The sequence below is a fragment of the Pseudomonas frederiksbergensis genome (genome assembly GCF_900105495.1).
Classification (GTDB): domain Bacteria; phylum Pseudomonadota; class Gammaproteobacteria; order Pseudomonadales; family Pseudomonadaceae; genus Aquipseudomonas; species Aquipseudomonas frederiksbergensis.
In genome coordinates this window covers 1774399-1793269 of sequence record NZ_FNTF01000002.1, presented here as the reverse complement: position 1 = coordinate 1793269, position 18871 = coordinate 1774399, and the positions used below count along the sequence as shown (strand labels likewise).

Here is an 18871-nt window from a genome sequence, read left to right as displayed (position 1 = left end):
CCCACGCTCTGCGTGGGAACGATCACCCATCAACTACAGGCCCAGCAGCGACAACATGATGAACGTCGCAAACAGCACAAAGTGGGTCATGCCTTCGATGGCGTTGGTTTCGCCATCATTGAGGTTGATCGCGCTGACGATCAGGGTGAGGAAGATCATCACGGTCTGCACCGGGGTCATCGCCATCTGGAACGGCTGGCCGGTGTAGAGCGCCATCGCTTCCATCACCGGCACTGTCAGGATGACTGTCGACAGCGATGCGCCCATGGCGATGTTGACCACCGACTGCATGCGGTTGGCCAGTGCCGCCCGCAACGCGGTCAGGATTTCCGGCGCCGCCGAGATTGCCGCCACCAGGATTGCCGTGATCACCGGCGGTGCGCCCGTCCCTTCGAGGCCCAGATCGAGGGTCTTGGACATTACCTCGGCCAATGCGCCGATCACCACCACGCCGAACACCAATGTCCCGATACTCAGCCCCAGATTGACCGGTTCAGGTTGTTCCTCCGAGACTTTCTTGCGACGTTTTTCCGGGTAGCTGTAGCTGAAGAAATAACTGTGCGGCCCGACCTGCATGCGCAGGAACAAGGTGTAGAGCACGACCATCGCACCAATGGTGAACGCCGAATAGAGTTTCCAGCGAGCCTCGGGGATGAACTCCGGCACCACCATGGAAACGCCCATGGCGGTGAGGATCATCACGCTGTAACTGCGCGCCGAGTCGTCATTGTAGGACTGTTCGCCGTGCTTGAGCCCACCCATCAACGCAGCGAGGCCGAGGATGCCGTTGATGTCGAGCATCACCGCCGAATAAATCGTGTCGCGTACCAGGGTCGGCGAAGCCTCGTTGCTCATCATGATCGCCAGGATCACCACTTCCACCAGCACGGCGGCCAGGGTCAGGATCATCGTGCCGTAAGGGTCACCGACTTTTTCCGCAAGCAGTTCGGCGTGATGAGCAACGCGCATGGAGGCAACGACGATGAAGGCAATCAGCACCAGGCCGGCGGTCAGCGCAATGGGTTGGCCGCTGTGTAGCATCCAGTGCTCCAGCGGGTAGGCGACGGTGGCGGCGATCACGGCCAGCAGCAGAAATTTTTCTTGCTTGAGGAGTGTGAGCATTGCGGGCCTTTTTGCCGTGTGAAGCGAAACCAGGGTGATGAGCTACTGACTGTGGGGCGGCGCTAACGTTTCGTTACACCTTAGCGCACCAGTGGATGGCAGCCGTGTCAGGCCATGCACTTTTATCGGCCTCAAGGGCCTCATCGCGAGCAGGCTCGCTCCCACATTGGAATGCGCTCTCCTGTGGGAGCGGCGAAGGCCGTTACGCGGTTTCGGCATTTGTTGTCTTGTTGGTCAGCAACTTGCATTGGCCTTGCCAACCTCACAACAACATGGAGTTCGAATTCATGCACAAACGTCCGTTGAAGAAGCTGCTTGGCGCCGTCGTCGCGGCCATCGGTCTGAGCGCCAGCCTGACCGCCAGTGCCGCCGACCCGCTGAAAGTCGGCTTCGTCTACATCGGTCCGATTGGCGATCACGGCTGGACGTATCAGCATGAACAGGGGCGCAAGGCGCTGGCGGAAAAATTCGGCGATCAAATCACCACCAACTACGTGGAGAACGTCGCCGAAGGTGCCGACGCCGAACGGGTGATCCGCAACATGGCCAAGGACAAGTACGACCTGGTCTTCACCACGTCCTTCGGCTACATGAACCCGACCCTGAAAGTCGCCAAGCAATTTCCCAAGGTGACCTTCGAACACGCCACCGGCTACAAACAGGACAAGAACCTCGGCACCTACCTGGCGCGCACGTATGAAGGTCGCTACGTCGGCGGCTTCCTCGCGGCGAAAATGACCAGGACCAAGAAGATCGGTTACGTCGCGTCCTTCCCGATCCCGGAAGTGATCCGCGACATCAACGCCATTCAACTGGCTCTGAACAAGTACAACCCGGGCACCGAGATCAAAGTGGTGTGGGTCAACTCCTGGTTCGATCCGGGCAAAGAGGCCGATGCCGCCAATGCGTTGATCGATCAGGGCGTGGACGTGGTGTTCCAGCACACCGACAGCCCGGCGCCGATCCAGGCGGCCGAACGACGCGGCGTGTATGCCGTGGGCTACGCGTCGGACATGGCGCACTTCGGGCCGAAAGCGGTGCTGACGTCCATCGTCAACGACTGGGCGCCGCACTACATTCAGGCGACCCAAAGCGTGCTCGATCACCTGTGGAAATCGCAGGATTACTGGGGTGGGTTGAAGGAAGGCACGGTTGAGTTACCGATGAGCGATCTGGTGCCGGCGCCGGTGAAAGCCGAGGCGGAGCAGATCATTGCCGATATCAAGAGCGGTGCTTTCCACCCGTTCACCGGACCGATCAAGGATCAGGCCGGCGTCGAGAAGATTGCGGCAGGCGCTGCGGCGAGCAATGCGGAGCTGGCATCGATGAACTACTACGTTGAAGGCATGAAGGCCGAGATACCGAAGTAACCTACCTCCATGATCGTTCCCACGCTCTGCGTGGGAATGCCTCAATGGACGCTCTGCGTCCGTTTTTGGGACGCGGAGCGTCCCGGGCTGCATTCCCACGCGGAGCGTGGGAACGATCGATATAGAGACTGCAAAATGAACCCGCTCCCGATCATCGACATCGCCCCGCTCTACAGCGATGACCCATCCGCCTGGCAATCAATCGCCACGCAAATCGACCATGCCTGCCGCGAGTGGGGCTTCTTCTACATCAAGGGTCATCCGATCAGCGCCGCGCGCATTAACGCCGTACTCGACAGCGCCCAACGTTTCTTCGCCCTGCCCGCCGCCGAAAAACTCAGGATCGACATCACCCAAACCCGTCACCACCGCGGTTACGGCGCCATCGCCACCGAACAACTCGACCCGAGCAAACCCAGCGACCTGAAAGAAACCTTCGACATGGGCCTGCACTTGCCGGTCGATCACCCAGACGTGCTGGCGGAAAAACCGCTGCGCGGCCCCAACCGTCATCCGTCGATGCCCGGCTGGGAGTCGTTGATGGAGCAGCACTACGTCGACATGCAAGCCTTGGCACAAACCCTGTTACGGGCCATGACTGTGGCACTGGGTATCGAGCGCGATTTTTTCGACAGCCGCTTCGTTGAACCGGTCAGCGTGTTGCGGATGATTCATTACCCACCGCGCCACACCGCCAGCTCCGAAGCGCAACAAGGCGCCGGCGCCCACACCGATTACGGTTGTATCACCCTGCTGTATCAGGATGCCGCCGGCGGCCTGCAAGTGCGAAACGTTAACGGCGAGTGGATCGATGCACCGCCGATCGACGGCACGTTCGTGGTCAACCTCGGCGACATGATGGCGCGCTGGAGCAACGACCGTTACCGGTCGACGCCGCACCGGGTGATCAGCCCCCTGGGCTTGGACCGTTACTCGATGCCATTTTTTGCCGAACCGCACCCCGACACGGTCATCGAATGCCTGCCCGGCTGTCAGGATGAACGGCACCCGACAAAGTATCCGGCCACCACCTGCGCCGAATTCCTGCTCTCGCGCTTCGCCGATACCTACGCCTATCGACGGCAACAGGAAGCGCTGTGATGAACCGGCTGGTCAGGTTTTGCTAATTGTTTCCACGAGCATCTGTAGAATGCTCGCCATCTGCACCTGATGAGAAAAGACTATGTACGACTGGCTGAACGCCCTGCCCAAGGCAGAACTGCACCTGCACCTTGAGGGTTCGCTGGAGCCTGAGTTGCTGTTCGCCCTGGCCGAACGCAACAAGATCGCCCTGCCGTGGAGCGACGTCGAAACCCTGCGCAAGGCCTATGCCTTCAACAACCTGCAAGAGTTTCTCGACCTGTATTACCAGGGCGCCGACGTGTTGCGCACGTCTCAGGATTTCTACGACCTGACCTGGGCTTACCTGTTGCGCTGCAAGGCGCAGAACGTGATTCACACCGAACCGTTCTTCGACCCACAGACCCACACTGACCGTGGCGTACCGTTCGAAGTGGTGCTCAATGGCATCGCCGCCGCGTTGAAGGATGGCGAACAGCAACTGGGCATCACCAGCGGTTTGATCCTGAGTTTCCTGCGTCATTTGAGCGAAGAAGAAGCCGAGAAAACCCTCGACCAGGCGCTGCCGTTCCGTGATGCGTTTGTCGCCGTCGGCCTGGACAGTTCGGAGATGGGTCATCCGCCAAGCAAGTTCCAGCGCGTGTTTGATCGGGCCCGCCACGAAGGCTTCCTGACCGTCGCCCACGCGGGTGAAGAAGGCCCGCCGGAGTACATCTGGGAAGCCCTCGACCTGCTGAAAATCCAGCGCATCGACCATGGCGTGCGAGCCATCGAAGACGAGCGGTTGATGCAGCGGATCATCGATGAGCAAATCCCGTTGACCGTGTGCCCGTTGTCGAACACCAAGCTCTGCGTGTTCGATCACATGTCACAGCACAACATTCTCGACATGCTGGAGCGTGGCGTGAAAGTGACCGTGAACTCGGACGACCCGGCGTACTTCGGCGGTTATGTCACCGAGAACTTCCACGCGCTGTATACCGATCTGGGCATGACCCAGGATCAGGCCAAGCGCCTGGCCCAAAACAGTCTGGATGCACGGTTAGTGAAACCGTAGTAACTGATCGTTCCCACGCTCCGCGTGGGAACGATCATCAAGCAACCGCCTCGCTTAATTCTTCCAGTGTCTTGCCCCGGGTCTCCATCCCGAACACCCACACCACCCCTGCCGCAATCGCAAAACACATCGCCCCCAGCGCAAACACCCCGCCCTGCCCGGTCATCGGGAACACCAGCCCGGTCACCATTGGTCCGAGCAACGAACCCACGCGGCCAATTGCCGACGCAAACCCCGAGCCTGTGGCCCGCGCCGATGTCGGGTACAACTCCGGTGTGTAGGTGTAAAGCACCGCCCACATGCCGAACAGGAAAAACTGCATCAGTAGCCCGGAGGTGATCAACAGGCTGACGTTGCCGCCAAACACCGCGCTCTGACCATACAGAAACGCCATCACCCCGCCGCCGAGTAACGTCACCACGCACACCGGTTTACGTCCCCAACGCTCCACCAGCCAGGCGGCCATCAGGAAACCGGGAATCCCGCCAAGGGAAATCAGCACCGTGTAATACACCGACTGGGTCACGGCAAAACCTGATTGCTGCAGCAAGGCACTGAGCCAGGACGTCAGGCCATAGAACCCCAGCAAAGCGAAGAACCAGACGCTCCAGATCATCATCGTGCGCTGGCGGTACAGCGGCGACCAGATCTGCCGCAACGCGGAAAAGAAATGGCCCGGCGTACTCGCTGCTCTCGGCAGGCGGATTGGCTCAGGCAGCTGCGAACACCCCAGCGAGGCCCGGACCCGATCTTCGATGCGCAGCAAAACCTTGTCCGCCACGTCATGATGCCCGGCCTGTTCCAGCCAGCGCGGTGATTCGGGAATGAAAAAGCGAATCGCCAGGACAAACACCGCCGGCACCGCCAACACCAGGAAGATGTCCCGCCAGCCAATTATCGGCAGCAGGAAGTACGACAGTACGCCGGCGGCGACGAAGCCCAGCGGCCAGAAACCGTCCATCAACGCGATGTAGCGCCCACGTCGTTTGGCAGGAATCAGCTCCGAGAGCATCGACTGAGCGATGGGAAACTCCATGCCCATGCCGATCCCCAGCAGGATTCGGAACAACGTCAGCGTCTCGACGTTCTGCGCCGTGGAGCACAGGTAGCTGGCGATCCCCCACAGCACGATGCTCCACTGAAACACCGGTTTGCGCCCGAAACGGTCGGCCAGCATGCCGGACAGTGACGCCCCCACGACCATGCCGAAAAAGCTCGAACTGGCCAGCAACCCGGCCTGTGCCGTGCTCAGGCCAAACTCGGTTTTGATCGAGCCGAGCAGGAAGGTCATCATCGCCAGGTCCATGGAGTCGAAGAAAAACGCCAAGGCAATGATGATGAAAATGATCCGGTGATAACCGCTGATGGGCAGCCGTTCCAGTCGTTCTGCTGCGCTAAAGCCTTGTGTTTCCATGCCACACCCCCTCAATCCGAAAGTCCCCGGACGAGTGTGCGCGATAGCTGCTGGGGGTTACTGCTGGATGCGACCTGTTCGCAGCTCTGAGCGACGCCCGCAGCTTCGGGCGTCGATCTCGATGCGTCTACAAGGCCATTTCCAGCTCGGTTTCCTTGGCGAACCGATGGATTTCACGCTGCCCCGCGGCGGTGATCTGCAAGGCTCGCGAATCGTTGGGCAGGCTCAGCCAGCCTGACTGCATGAACAATTGCAGCAACGCAGCCCCCAGTGATCCGCCCATGTGCGGGCGTCTTTCGCTCCAGTCCGGACAAGCGCAGGCGACCCGGCTGTTGCGATGAGCCAGCGCCTGGATGAACACACCGCGCGTCGCCAATTGCGTGGCGCCTTTGTGAGTGATCATGACCCGCTGATCGAACTGTTCGATCCAGCCTGCATCCAGCAGACGCTGGTAAAGATCGGCGGCAAGGGTGCCGCCCAAATGGTCGTCGCAAAGCCTGGCGCGCAAGAGTGACGAAGGCGCTGCCTGAGGTTTGGCGATCGGTGAGGTGCGTTTGAAAACATCCGGGATTTCCCGAGGCTTGCTGGCCAGGGTGGCGCTGGCCAGAGCTTCTATTGCAGCCCCCACTTCAGGCGCGGCAAGGCGGAAGAACCGCTTGCGGCCGCGGAATTCGACTTTCAACAGACCTCCAGCGGACAAGCGCCCCAGATGCGCACTGGCCGAAGACGGTGACAGGCCAGCCAACAAGGCCAGCTCCTCGGTTTGCCGCGCCGAGCCGTCCATCAAGGCCCACATCATTGCGCTGCGCTTTGGGTCAGCCAGCAATGTGGCGATCTGGCTGATGCAAGGTGCATGTTCCATGTATTCACTCCCTGTTGAATCGTTTCGTCTACTGCTCAGAGACATCTTGACCAGTAATGTGTCGTCGGCCAAGCCGAGGAAACCGCCATAAACCGGGCAAAGCCGATCAATCGCAGAGGCCATTGCTCGCAGGTTTCGCAAAGCCGCGGCGATTGACCACGGGGCCTGGCTGACTCGGACGTGACTCGCCATTGCGAGATCGACGGTGCGTACATGAGGCGAGCGCTAGTATATGCGGGTTGACCGCCGGTTCCTGCCCTTGAGAAACCATTGGTGGTGATAGTTCCTGAGTGAAATTTCGCTATTTGCCTGCGACTAATGATCGATGCCCGATAACGTGGGAAATCGGCTACTCAAGCTGGCGCAACGACTGGCAAGCATTTCCCGTAAAAGGTTCACCGGCTTACTCAATTGTGCGCGATGGGCGCACAACAAATTCAGCGGTGCGCGCTCACACAGCAGTTCCGGCATGAGCACTTGCAACCGACCGGCCAGCACATCAGCGGCGACATCGAGCCAGGATTTGTAGGCGATCCCGGCACCTGCCACGGCCCACAGACGCACGACATCGGCATCATCGCTGAAACGATCGCCGCTGACGGTCAGGCTGATCTCGCGTTTGCCGTCGTGGAAACTCCAATGATCGTGGACCCGGCTGCCGAGCATGAACAGCAGGCAGTTGTGCTGAGCCAGTTGCTCCAGTTGCCGTGGCTCGCCGTGCCGGGCCAGGTAACTCGGGGCGGCACAAAGGACGCGGCGGTTCTGCGGGGCGATGGGCAGCGCCACCAGGCTTGAGTCTTCCGGCTCGCCGTAACGCAGGGCAATATCCACCGGTTGGCGGAACAGGTCGGCGATGCGATCGCCCAGCAGCAAACGCACCGTAAGCTTGGGATGCTCTCGCTGGAACTCGTCCAGCCAGGGCAGCAGCAGGTTGCGGCCAAAGTCCGAAGGCGCCGACAGCTGCAAAATCCCACTGACCTGGTCCTGACCGCTGGCCAATAAGCGACGCCCCTCATCCAGATTGCTCAAGGCTGCCCGAGCGTATTCGAGAAATCCCTCGCCTTCGGCGGTCAGCCGCAGGCTGCGGGTAGAACGGGCGAGCAACCGGGCGCCGAGTTGCTGTTCGATGCGTTTCAAAGCCGCACTGGCTACCGCCGCCGACATGTCCATACCGCGCGCCGCCGCTGACAGACTGCCCAGGTCCGCCGCCCGGACAAATAACTGCAGGTCATCGAAACGCAGCATTGTTTAGCCTCGATTATCAAAAAATTATTGAAAGAGACTGCTCTTTTAGCGGGTTTTATCTTGCAGAGAAATAGCTAATCATCCCACCCATCCATTCATCCCGTTCCCGGAGTCGAACATGTCCCAACCTTTTACCGCCATCGCCACCCTCATCGCCAAACCCGGCCAGCAGGACGCCCTCGAACAGCACCTGCGGGCGCTGCTGGAACCGACCCGCGCCGAGGCCGGTTGCGGTCAATACGACTTGCACCAGGACCTCGCCAATCCTCTTGCCTTCTACATGATCGAAAAATGGAGCAGTGACGAAGCCCTGCAAGCCCATGACGACAGCGCGCACATCCAGAACTTCCGCGCCAAGGCTGGCGCCTTTCTCGAACACTTCGACCTCAAGCGCCTGCGTTCCATCGTCTGACCCGACTTCTTTATGACTTCTCAGGAGCCAGTATGAAAGCCATTGCCTACTACGCCTCGTTGCCCATCAGCGACTCAAACTCTCTGCAAGACATCAACCTGCCAGAACCGGTTGCCGGCCCGCGTGACCTGTTGGTGGAAGTCAAAGCCATCTCGGTGAACCCGGTGGACACCAAGGTCCGCCAGAACGTACAGCCCGAAGCGGGCACGGCGAAAGTGCTGGGCTGGGACGTGGCCGGTGTGGTCAAGGCCGTCGGCAGTGAAGTGACGCTGTTCAAGGCCGGCGACAAAGTTTTCTACGCCGGCTCCATCGCCCGCGCGGGCGGCAACAGCGAACTGCACGTGGTCGATGAGCGGATCGTCGGCCATATGCCGAAAACCCTCGGTTTCGCCGAAGCTGCCGCGCTGCCGCTGACGGCTATCACCGCGTGGGAATTGCTCTTCGAACGCCTGCAGGTGCGTGAAGGCAAAACCGATGAAGGCCAGAGCCTTTTGATCGTCGGTGCCGCTGGCGGTGTGGGGTCGATTCTTACGCAACTGGCCAGCCAGCTGACCGGGCTGAAAGTCATCGGCACCGCTTCCCGCCCACAAACCCAGAGCTGGGTTCGTGAGCTGGGTGCCGACCTGGTGATCGATCACAGCCAGCCGTTGAGCGAAGAGCTCAAACGCGCGGGTGTCGATCAGGTGACCCACGTCGCCAGCCTGACCCAGACCGATCACCACCTGGACCAGTTGGTCGAGGCACTGGCGCCGCAAGGCAAACTGGCCCTGATCGATGACCCGAAGGCGCTGGATGTGACCAAACTCAAGCGCAAGAGCCTGTCCCTGCACTGGGAGTTCATGTACACCCGCTCGCTGTTTGAAACCGCGGACATGATCGAGCAGCACAAATTACTCAACCGCGTGGCAGAGCTGATCGACGCCGGGACGCTGAAAACCACGGTCGGCGAGCATTTCGGAACCATCAACGCGGCGAACCTGCGTCGCGCCCACGAGCTGCTGGAAAGCGGCAAATCCAAGGGCAAGATTGTGCTCGAAGGGTTCTGAAACAAACTGACACAGTTGTCGCCCAGATGGGCGACACCGTCAGTCAGAGAGTTGACCGTTGTCACAATTGCGATCGTATTCGGGTCTACAATCGAAACCTCTGCGGCACAATCTTTTACGTAGCGTGTTTTACGAGAGGAGAGATCAGCAATGAAGATCCTGATAAAAGAATTGGCAAAATCCCAGTGGCAAGTCCGTCTTGACCAACACACCGTGACGTTCCGCAGCGAAGCCGAAGCCCGCGCCTTCACTCGTACCCTCGAAGCGCGACTACAAGCGCCTCATCAAATTATTGACCACCAGCAGCGTGCCGCTGGCTGAGTCCGCCCTCAGGCCTGGGCTTGCGCCAGCGCCCGGGTATTTTGCAAACGCCGGGTGAGCATTGCCACGCTCACCACCAGAACTCCGCACAGGCTGATGACCATGGCCATCGGCACGGCACTGCCATCGTGTAAAACGCCCACCAATGCTGCCGCCCCGGCGGCGACACTGAATTGCAGGCAACCGAGCATCGCCGACGCACTGCCGGCCCTTGCGCCCTGCCCGTTCATGGCGCAGGCCGAGGCGTTGGGGAGGATGCAACCCAGGCTGGCAATGCAGACAAACAGCGGAATCAGCAACGGCCATAGCTGCGCGGTGTGCAACGAACTGACGGCCAGCAGCGCCAGCCCGGCGCCGACGTAGATCCACACGGTGCGCGCCAGCAGAAACGCCGGACCACGCTTGGCCAGCAATCGCGCGTTGAGCTGCGCCACCAGAATGAAGCCCGCCGCGTTGGTACCGAACAGCCAGCCGAAATGCTCGGGTGGCACGCCATACAGTTTGATGAAGACGAACGGCGAACCGGCGATGTAGGCAAACATCCCGGCGATGGCGATGCCACCGGTCAGGGCGTGGCCGAGGAACACCCGGTCCGACAACAGTCGACCGTACTGACGCAACGCCCCGGACAACGGTTGACGCGGCACATGGGCCGGCAGGCTTTCCGGCAGCCCGAGGGCAACGGCCAACCCTGCCAGCGCACTGAAACCGCTCAGCACCAGAAAAATTGACTGCCAGCCCGTGGTGTTGACCAACAGCCCGCCCAGCATCGGCGCAAGAATCGGCGCCAGGCCCATCACCAGCATCAACTGCGAAAAGACCTTCGCCGAACCCACCGCATCGCATTTATCGCTGACAACCGCCCGCGCAATCACCATCCCCGCGCAGCCGCCCAACGCCTGGATGAAACGTGCGCCCATCAACCATTCGAGGCTCGGCGCATAAGCGCAGGCCAGGGAGGCGGCGGTGAACAAGCCGACGCCGGTCAGCAAGGGAATACGTCGCCCAAATCGATCCGCTACCGGGCCATATGCCAGTTGACCGATGGACAGGCCAAGGAAATAGGCGGCCAAGGTCAGCTGAACGTGTTTTTCATCGGTGCCGAAGGCGAGCGCCATCGCCGGGAAGGCCGGCAGATAGAAATCGATCGCCAGCGGACCGAAGGCGCTCAAGGCGCCAAGAATCAAAATGGTACGGAGGTTCATCAGGCATCCAGTCGGGCATGGGTCGGCAGGCCGACAGTCTAGCCCCGCAGGGACGCCTTGAACATTCCGTTAGGTCGCTAACTATTAAAAACCACTGAATGAATGCAATCCCCTGTGGGAGCGAGCCTGCTCGCGAAAACGGAGTGTCAGTCGACATCACTGCTGAATGACACACCGCTTTCGCGAGCAGGCTCGCTCACACAGGGAGGATTGCGCTTTGTTCTCAGGCAACCTTGGCGGCGTAGCCCTCTTCGGTTATCACCGCGATCACCTGATCCGCCGACAAAGCACTCTCGACGCCGACTTCTTTCGCGGCCAGATCGACACGCACGCTGGCCGCAGGATCCTTGGCTTGCAGCGCCTGGGTGATGGCTTTGACGCAGTGACCACAGGACATGCCTTGAACGTTGAACACTTGCATGGGATGACTCCTTGAGTGAGGTTGCGTGCAGTCTCGAGCTTGCCATCATGGCAAGGTCAAGTTCTGAAGTGAGCTGCCGGGCTGGCAATCAACGCCGCGCTCGGCCAAGCTGCGTCCATCAATGACTCGACATCAGGAGATTCAGCCATGCGCTGGTCAGCTCTCAGCCTGTTTGGCTTTCTCAGCCTTTTTGCCGCGACACCTTCGGTTCAAGCCGCCGGGGAGGACTATGGCGTACTGATCATTTCCCGCGAGCGCCTGGAAGTCGCGACCTCCTGCGAGATCGGCGTGTACATCCAGGATCAGTTGTCGGCGCGGCTGTTCCAGGAGCAAAGCACCTCGTTCAACCTGCCACCGGGCAATGTGTCCTTGCGCCTGAAGCTGCTGCCGGGCCAGGCACCGGGCTGCAATCCGGGCATGCTCGCCCCGGGTTCGCAGAACATCACGCTCAAGGCCGGCGACGTGCTGAAGTTCCGGATTGCGATGACGCAGGAAGGGATGTACCTGAAACCCACTGCCCTGGACTATTGATCGCCAGACCGATCGTTCCCACGCTCTGCGTGGGAATGCCTCAACGGACGCTCTGCGTTCGGCTTTTAAAGGGGACGCAGAGCGTCCCGGGCTGCATTCCCACGCAGAGCGTGGGAACGATCAGGTGCCAGTCTTTTGATCTGAGACATGGCGCTTGACCTTGCCAGCATGGCAAGGTTGATCCTGTAGGTATCTTCTACAGGGAGCGTGACCGATGTCCGAATCCACCACTTTCAATCTGCCGATTGCCGGCATGACCTGCGCCAGTTGCGCCGGGCGTGTCGAGCGTGCCTTGAGCAAAGTCATCGGCGCCTCTGCCGTCAGCGTCAACCTGGCCACCGAACAAGCCCGCGTGCAAGCGCCCAGAGACAGCCTGCCGGCCTTGATGGAGGCGGTGCAGCAGGCGGGTTACAGCGTGCGGCAACAGAGCCTGGAATTGAGCATCGACGGCATGACCTGCGCCTCCTGCGTCGGTCGGGTCGAGCGAGCGCTGGCCAAAGTGCCCGGAGTCAAAAGCGTCAGCGTCAACTTGGCCAATGAACGCGCCCACCTTGAACTGCTCGGCCAGATCGATCCGCAAACCCTGATCGCTGCCGTGACCAAGGCGGGCTACAGCGCCAGCGTCTGGGAAGTCGAACACCCGCAAACCGATAATCAGCAACAACGCCTGCGCCGCGAGCGTTGGGCCTTGATCATGGCGATCATCCTCGCCGCGCCGTTGGTGCTACCGATGTTGCTGCAACCGTTCGGCGTGCACTGGATGCTCCCGGCTTGGGTGCAATTCGCGTTGGCTACGCCAGTGCAATTCATCTTCGGTGCACGCTTTTACGTCGCGGCCTGGAAAGCCGTGCGCGCCGGTGCCGGCAACATGGATTTGCTGGTCGCGTTGGGCACCAGCGCCGGTTATGGCCTGAGCCTTTATGAATGGGCCACCGCCGCCGGGCGCATGCCGCACCTGTATTTCGAAGCCTCGGCGGTGGTGATCGCCTTGGTGCTGCTGGGCAAATACCTCGAAAGCCGCGCCAAGCGCCAGACCGCCAGTGCCATCCGCGCGCTCGAAGCCTTGCGCCCGGAGCGGGCGATTCAGGTGATCGACGGCCGCGAGCAGGACGTCGCGATCAGCGCCTTGCGCCTCAATGATCTGGTGATGGTCAAACCCGGCGAACGCTTCCCGGTGGACGGTGAAGTGGTCGAAGGCCAGAGCCACGCCGACGAAGCGCTGATCAGCGGCGAAAGCCTGCCAGTGCCCAAGCAACCCGGCGACAAGGTCACCGGCGGCGCGATCAATGGCGAAGGCCGGTTGCTCGTTCGCACCCTGGCCTTGGGTGCGGAAACCGTGCTCGCCCGCATCATCCGCCTGGTCGAAGACGCTCAGGCCGCGAAGGCTCCGATCCAGAAACTGGTGGATAAAGTCAGCCAGGTGTTCGTGCCAACGGTGCTGCTGATTGCATTGGCAACCTTGATCGGTTGGTGGCTGTACGGCGCACCGATGGAAACGGCGCTGATCAATGCGGTGGCGGTATTGGTGATCGCTTGCCCGTGCGCCCTGGGGTTGGCCACACCAACGGCAATCATGGCCGGGACTGGGGTGGCGGCGCGCTACGGGATTCTGATCAAGGACGCCGAGGCGTTGGAGCGTGCCCATGAAGTCAGTGCGGTGGTCTTCGACAAGACCGGCACGCTGACTTCGGGGACTCCGCGCATCGCTCATCTGAGCGCAATCAACCATGACGAAGAGGCCCTGCTGCAAATGGCCGGCGCCCTGCAACGCGGCAGTGAACACCCACTGGCCAAGGCGGTTCTGGACGCTTGCGCCGAACGCGGCTTGACGGTGGCCGATGTCAGCGACAGCCAGTCCCTGACCGGCCGTGGCATCGCGGGCACTCTGGGCGGTCGTCGATTGGCGCTGGGCAATCGTCGTCTCTTGGAAGAAAGCGGCTTGAACGCCGGTGAATGGGCTGAGTCTGCTGCCGCGTGGGAAACCGAAGGCCGGACCCTGTCCTGGCTGATCGAGCAAAGCCCCGAACTTCGGGTGCTCGGCCTCTTCGCTTTCGGCGACACCCTCAAACCCGGCGCGCTGCAAGCTGTGCAACAACTCAACGCCCGCCACATCAGCAGCCACTTGCTGACCGGCGACAATCGCGGCAGTGCCAAAGTGGTTGCCCAGGCGTTGGGCATCACGGATGTCTACGCCGAAGTGCTGCCCGCCGACAAAGCGGCCACCGTCGCCACACTCAAGAAAACCGGCGTGGTAGCGATGGTCGGCGACGGCATCAACGACGCACCCGCCCTGGCTGCCGCCGATATCGGCATCGCCATGGGCGGCGGCACCGACGTTGCAATGCACGCGGCCGGGATCACCCTGATGCGCGGCGACCCACGGTTGGTGCCGGCGGCGCTGGAGATCAGCCGCAAGACCTACGCGAAGATTCGTCAGAACTTGTTCTGGGCTTTCGTCTACAACCTGATCGGCATTCCGCTGGCAGCCTTCGGCTTCCTCAACCCGGTGCTGGCCGGTGCGGCCATGGCGTTGTCGAGCGTCAGCGTGGTGAGCAATGCGTTACTGTTGAAAACCTGGAAACCCAAGGATCTGGAGGACAACCGATGAACATCGGCCAAGCGGCCCGCCAAAGCGGCCTGAGCGCGAAGATGATCCGTTATTACGAATCCATCGGTTTGCTCAAGGCCGCCCATCGTACCGACAGCGGCTATCGGGTGTACGGCGACGACGACCTGCATACCCTGGCGTTCATCAAGCGCTCCCGGGACCTGGGGTTCTCACTGGATGAGGTCGGCAAACTGCTGACCCTCTGGCAGGACCGCCAGAGAGCCAGCTCCGATGTGAAAGCCCTGGCCCGTCAGCACATCGACGAGCTGAACCAAAAAATCCGCGAACTCGGCCAACTGCGCGACACCCTGCAGGACCTGGTCGAACACTGCCACGGCGATCACCGTCCCGACTGCCCGATCCTCAAGAGCCTGGAGTCGGGCTGTTGCGCACCACCCGCTCGCCCCTGATCGCCAGCACCTTCATCACCAACAAGGTGGTGAGGGGAATGCCGTGGAACAACAGCACCACGGCACCCGGCGTCCACCATGAATAGAACGGCGCGGCGATCAGCATGCCGACGCCGAACCCGGTCATTTGCAGCAGCGTCAGGAAGCTGAAGATCGGCAGGCGCAGGTTGTCCGGTTCGCGCTGCAGACGCGACATCAGGCCGACTTCCGAGAAACCGTCGCCCAAACCCGCCGGCAACGAGAACAACAGCAAACCGTAAAGCGTTTGCTGCTGGAACATCAGAATGAAGCTGCAGGACATCAGCAACACACCAAAGAAGAATCGCCGCTCCAGGTTCACGTTATCCGAGCGTTTCAGCCGGCTGGCGATGCGTGCACCGATGAGTTTTCCGCTGGCCCAAACGGCCAGCATCAGGCCCAGCGTGGTGCTGGCCGAGTCGGGCGTCAGCAGTCTGGAAATAATCGGAAAACCCACGTTGTGCGCGGCACTGCCAAGGGTGTCAGCCATCGCCACCGCGAGCATTGCCGCCACAACCGGTGTACTGCGCAGCCCCTGGAGCAGGGCCGCCCATTCACCACGTTTGTGGATCGGTTCATCGCTGGGCGCTGGGGGTGAAAAACGCAGCGGCAAGATGAACAACGCGGCCAGCAGGTAAGTGACCACGTTCAATGCAAACACTGTTTCAAAGCCGAATGCCGCCACCAATAGCCCTGACACCAGACTTCCGCCGACCATGGCGGCCGACGACGCCGAGGTGATCCAGGCGTTGGCCTTGAGCAACTGATCGGCCTCGATCAAGTGCGGCAATTGACTGTTGAGGCCGATGGCAAACATCGAATTGCCAAACCCCAGACCGAAAGCGATCACCGGCAACAGCAGCATTTGCTGGGCGACAGGCAGCACCAGCAGCAGGCCCAGCAGCCCGGCGCGTAACAGGTCGAAGGCAATCAGCGGCAGGCGCCCGGCCCAGCGGCGATAAAACGTCGTGCCGATAAGGCTGGCGAATATTCCACCGGCCACGCGGCTGGCGAGGAAAATGCCGACGCTCATGGCGCTGTTGCTGAGCAGGTAGACGTAGGTGGCCAGGGCGACCATGTTGAGGAAGGCGCCGAAGTCCGAGATCAGACGGGCGGCGATGATCAGTTGGGCATTGCGGGGGGATGCGGTGTTCACATTCAATCCTTGAGTGTGGGGAGCAGCAGGGAGAACATAAAACTCTGTTACACCAAAAATCCAATGTGGGAGCGGGCTTGCCCGCTCCCACATTGGTTCTTCAGCGTTTGGGGATGAGGTGACAGGCATCTACAAAAAACCCGGCCGAAGCCGGGTTTTTCGTTAACCGATCACTGCATCCAGGGCGGAGGCGGTTCTTCGGCTTTGCTCGGTGGCGCGTCATCTGCCGCGCGGATCGCTTGCTTGCGCTCTTCATCAAGGCGTGCGGCCTCGATTTCGCGCATGATCCCGCCAACATCGGCCAACTCTTCCGGCTCATCGAACTCGCCGGTCAAGATGCTGGCCGGGTGCAAGGTGCCGGCTTCGAACAGGGCCCACATTTCCTTGGCGTACTTGGTCTTTTTCAACTCCGGCGCAAACCGCCCGAAATAAGACGCCATGTTGCCCACATCCCGCTCCAGCATGCTGAAGGCGTGGTTGTTGCCCGCCGCATCGACCGCTTGTGGCAGGTCGATGATCACCGGACCGGTCGGGGTCAGCAGTACGTTGAACTCCGACAGGTCACCGTGCACCAGACCGGTACACAACATCAGCACGATCTGCGAAATCAGGAACGCGTGATACTCGCGCGCCTGATCCGGTTCCAGCACCACGTCGTTCAGACGCGGCGCGGCATCGCCGTACTCGTCGGCCACCAGCTCCATCAACAGCACGCCTTCAAGGAAGTCGTACGGCTGCGGAACCCGCACGCCAGCACCGGCCAGACGGAACAACGCCGCCACTTCGGCATTTTGCCAGGCGTCTTCGGTTTCTTTCTTGCCGAACTTGGAGCCCTTGGCCATCGCTCGAGCCTGACGGCTGTTGCGCACCTTGCGGCCTTCCTGATACTCGGCCGCCTGACGGAAACTGCGTTTATTCGCCTCCTTGTAGACCTTCGCGCAACGTAACTCGTTGCCGCAGCGCACCACATAAACAGCTGCTTCTTTACCACTCATGAGTGGGCGCAGCACCTCGTCGACCAGACCGTCCTCGATCAGGGGTTCAATGCGTTTTGGAGTCTTCATCAGCTTTTATTGGGGGTCCTTTATTACCAAACACGCGAAAGTCATTCGTTATACGGCAATCCACTCGTTCGGGGGAGGGGTTGCCGACCTATGAACGCTCCAATAACCGTCAACAAGCACACAACGTGCCGGATTAATCGGTCAACAACCGCCAGTCATCATCGGCCGCCACAGATCATAGCTGACCCTGCGTCACTTGTTGCTGAAGGGCCAAACGGGTATTTACGACAAAAGCTGACATCTGGATTCATACCCTTCGTAGGATTTTTCTAAACAGGCCTCAATTTCCGCCTCGGCCAGCCGAAGTCATCTGGGACAAAGTGATTTGTCCGACAATCGTTTACGGCTGCCAATAATCCGCGAGTCATCTGCACTGCGTGGGCCTACAAGAAAAATCTGGAGCGCGGATGAACATCAAACAGAAGTTGACCTGGGCGTTTGCAATCATCGCCTGCTTGCCGGTGGTGCTGGTCGCTACCCTGGTTGTGCTGAACTTGCGCAGCGATGCCAAGGACAGTTTCGTCGACGGCAGTGGCCGCGAGATTCGTCAGGTCAGCAACGCCATGCAACTGTTCTTCGACGGCATCAGCCAGAACGTGGATTACCTGGCCACCCAACCGCTGATCAAGAACTCCGATGACAGCCTCAAGACCTACATAAGCGCCAACGCCGAGAGCATTCCCCAAGGCGAGATGGACAAGAAGGTCTTCGCTCTCCTTCAGGACCTGGGTAACAGTCACCCGTCCTACGCCTATGCCATTCTCGGCACCGCGGCGGGCGGTTATGTGTCCTGGCCCGACGATGCCAAGCTGAACAATTACGACCCGCGCCAGCGCCCCTGGTACAAGGCGGCCCAGGCCAAACCCGGTAAACCGTTCCGCACTGAGGCCTATTACTGGGCCCAGGACGACGCGACGTACGTCAGTACCGTGCGCACCATCGATAACAAATTGGGCACTAATGGCGGCGTGGTCAGCATCGACGTGACGCTCAAGCAGCTCACCGAAATCGTCAAACAGATCAAGCTCGGTGAAACCGGCTACCTGATGCTGCTGGAAAACACCGGCACCGTGCTGGTCGATCCAAAGAGACCTGAACACAACTTCAAAGCGCTGAGCAGCCTCGGCGACGGCTACGCGCAACTGGCCAAGGCCGGCAAAGGGCTGGTGGAAGTCGAGCTGAACGGCGAACGCTACATGGCCAACGTCTGGCCGTCAGAGCAGCTGGGCTGGACCTTTATCGGCCTGATCAAGCAGACCGACGTGATGAGTTCGGCCACCCAACTGACCTGGTTGATCGCGATCATCGCCGCCGTGCTGGCGGTGCTCTTCGCCATCGTCGGCGCCAGTTTCGCCAGTCTGATCGTGCGGCCGATCCGCAGTGTGGCCAGCGGTCTGGAAGGCATCGCCCAAGGCGAAGGCGACCTGACCAAGAACCTGCAAATCCGTGGCAGCGACGAAACTGCGCAACTGGCCAACTGGTTCAACCAGTTTTTGGCGGCGATTCGCAACTTGATCCAGAGCATTGGC

Annotated in this window: 17 protein-coding genes and 1 pseudogene; 10 read left to right on the top strand and 8 right to left on the bottom strand. The window is 60.6% G+C overall.

Translation table 11 applies throughout. The features are described from left to right. Window positions 1-33: 33 nt before the first annotated feature. Window positions 34-1122: a calcium:cation antiporter gene (locus BLW70_RS08595; RefSeq protein ID WP_074873532.1), complete on the bottom strand. Its 1089-nt coding sequence runs from the start codon at window positions 1120-1122 to the stop codon at window positions 34-36. 287 nt (window positions 1123-1409) lie between these two features. Here BLW70_RS08595 and BLW70_RS08590 point away from each other — a divergent pair, with 287 nt between their 5' ends. The 3 genes from BLW70_RS08590 to BLW70_RS08580 all read left to right on the top strand — a co-directional run bounded on the left by BLW70_RS08590 (window position 1410) and on the right by BLW70_RS08580 (window position 4629). Further along, window positions 1410-2492 (top strand): BMP family ABC transporter substrate-binding protein, encoded by a 1083-nt coding sequence (locus BLW70_RS08590; RefSeq protein ID WP_074873530.1) that lies wholly within the window; start codon window positions 1410-1412, stop codon window positions 2490-2492. A 135-nt stretch (window positions 2493-2627) separates the two neighbouring features. After that, window positions 2628-3593 (top strand): 2-oxoglutarate and iron-dependent oxygenase domain-containing protein, encoded by a 966-nt coding sequence (locus BLW70_RS08585; protein ID WP_074873528.1) that lies wholly within the window; start codon window positions 2628-2630, stop codon window positions 3591-3593. An 82-nt stretch (window positions 3594-3675) separates the two neighbouring features. Beyond that, window positions 3676-4629, top strand: a complete 954-nt coding sequence (locus BLW70_RS08580) for an adenosine deaminase (protein WP_074873526.1) — start codon at window positions 3676-3678, stop codon at window positions 4627-4629. Between the two features lie 37 nt (window positions 4630-4666). On the opposite strand, the gene BLW70_RS08575 is transcribed toward BLW70_RS08580, so the two are convergent. From BLW70_RS08575 to BLW70_RS08565, 3 genes are all read right to left on the bottom strand, one after another. Then, window positions 4667-6043, bottom strand: a complete 1377-nt coding sequence (locus tag BLW70_RS08575; protein ID WP_074873524.1) for an MFS transporter — start codon at window positions 6041-6043, stop codon at window positions 4667-4669. 127 nt (window positions 6044-6170) lie between these two features. Next, a complete protein-coding gene (locus tag BLW70_RS08570) occupies window positions 6171-6905 on the bottom strand; it encodes an ArsR/SmtB family transcription factor (protein WP_074873522.1) in 735 nt (244 codons plus the stop codon). Window positions 6906-7220: 315 nt separating this feature from the next. Then, window positions 7221-8150 carry a LysR family transcriptional regulator gene (locus tag BLW70_RS08565; protein ID WP_074873520.1) on the bottom strand — a complete coding sequence of 310 codons (930 nt, stop codon included), beginning with the start codon at window positions 8148-8150 and terminating at the stop codon, window positions 7221-7223. A gap of 118 nt (window positions 8151-8268) precedes the next feature. On the opposite strand from BLW70_RS08565, the gene BLW70_RS08560 reads away from it, so the two are divergent. The 3 genes from BLW70_RS08560 to BLW70_RS30775 all read left to right on the top strand — a co-directional run bounded on the left by BLW70_RS08560 (window position 8269) and on the right by BLW70_RS30775 (window position 9929). Beyond that, entirely contained in the window at window positions 8269-8562 is a 294-nt protein-coding gene (locus tag BLW70_RS08560) for a putative quinol monooxygenase (protein WP_074873518.1), read from the top strand. A 32-nt stretch (window positions 8563-8594) separates the two neighbouring features. Beyond that, entirely contained in the window at window positions 8595-9608 is a 1014-nt protein-coding gene (locus tag BLW70_RS08555; RefSeq protein WP_074873516.1) for a zinc-binding alcohol dehydrogenase family protein, read from the top strand. Between the two features lie 150 nt (window positions 9609-9758). After that, on the top strand, window positions 9759-9929 hold the full coding sequence (locus BLW70_RS30775) for a hypothetical protein (protein ID WP_162842849.1): 171 nt from the start codon (window positions 9759-9761) through the stop codon (window positions 9927-9929). An 8-nt stretch (window positions 9930-9937) separates the two neighbouring features. Here BLW70_RS30775 and BLW70_RS08550 read toward each other — a convergent pair whose 3' ends face one another. Both BLW70_RS08550 and BLW70_RS08545 read right to left on the bottom strand, forming a co-directional pair. After that, a complete protein-coding gene (locus BLW70_RS08550) occupies window positions 9938-11134 on the bottom strand; it encodes a multidrug effflux MFS transporter (RefSeq protein WP_074873514.1) in 1197 nt (398 codons plus the stop codon). Between the two features lie 223 nt (window positions 11135-11357). Next, window positions 11358-11555, bottom strand: coding sequence for a heavy-metal-associated domain-containing protein (locus BLW70_RS08545; RefSeq protein ID WP_074873512.1), 198 nt, complete (start codon window positions 11553-11555; stop codon window positions 11358-11360). Window positions 11556-11702: 147 nt separating this feature from the next. On the opposite strand from BLW70_RS08545, the gene BLW70_RS08540 reads away from it, so the two are divergent. The 3 genes from BLW70_RS08540 (at window position 11703) to cueR (ending at window position 15104) form a co-directional block, all read left to right on the top strand. Then, window positions 11703-12086, top strand: coding sequence for a hypothetical protein (locus BLW70_RS08540; protein WP_074873510.1), 384 nt, complete (start codon window positions 11703-11705; stop codon window positions 12084-12086). 214 nt (window positions 12087-12300) lie between these two features. After that, window positions 12301-14694, top strand: coding sequence for a heavy metal translocating P-type ATPase (locus tag BLW70_RS08535; protein WP_074873508.1), 2394 nt, complete (start codon window positions 12301-12303; stop codon window positions 14692-14694). Then, window positions 14691-15104, top strand: a complete 414-nt coding sequence (gene cueR / locus BLW70_RS08530; protein ID WP_074873506.1) for a Cu(I)-responsive transcriptional regulator — start codon at window positions 14691-14693, stop codon at window positions 15102-15104. The genes BLW70_RS08535 and cueR overlap by 4 nt, the downstream gene beginning before the upstream one ends. Here cueR and BLW70_RS08525 read toward each other — a convergent pair. Together BLW70_RS08525 and BLW70_RS08520 are read right to left on the bottom strand one after the other, a co-directional pair. Further along, window positions 15058-16278, bottom strand: coding sequence for an MFS transporter (locus BLW70_RS08525; RefSeq protein ID WP_074873503.1), 1221 nt, complete (start codon window positions 16276-16278; stop codon window positions 15058-15060). The two genes, cueR and BLW70_RS08525, sit on opposite strands and share 47 nt — an antisense overlap. Before the next feature lie 170 nt (window positions 16279-16448). Further along, window positions 16449-17342 (bottom strand): PA4780 family RIO1-like protein kinase, encoded by an 894-nt coding sequence (locus BLW70_RS08520; protein ID WP_008156543.1) that lies wholly within the window; start codon window positions 17340-17342, stop codon window positions 16449-16451. A gap of 407 nt (window positions 17343-17749) precedes the next feature. Here BLW70_RS08520 and BLW70_RS31445 point away from each other — a divergent pair. After that, window positions 17750-18838, top strand: a pseudogene (locus BLW70_RS31445) (cache domain-containing protein); the annotation flags it as partial. Between the last annotated feature and the right edge of the window lie 33 nt (window positions 18839-18871).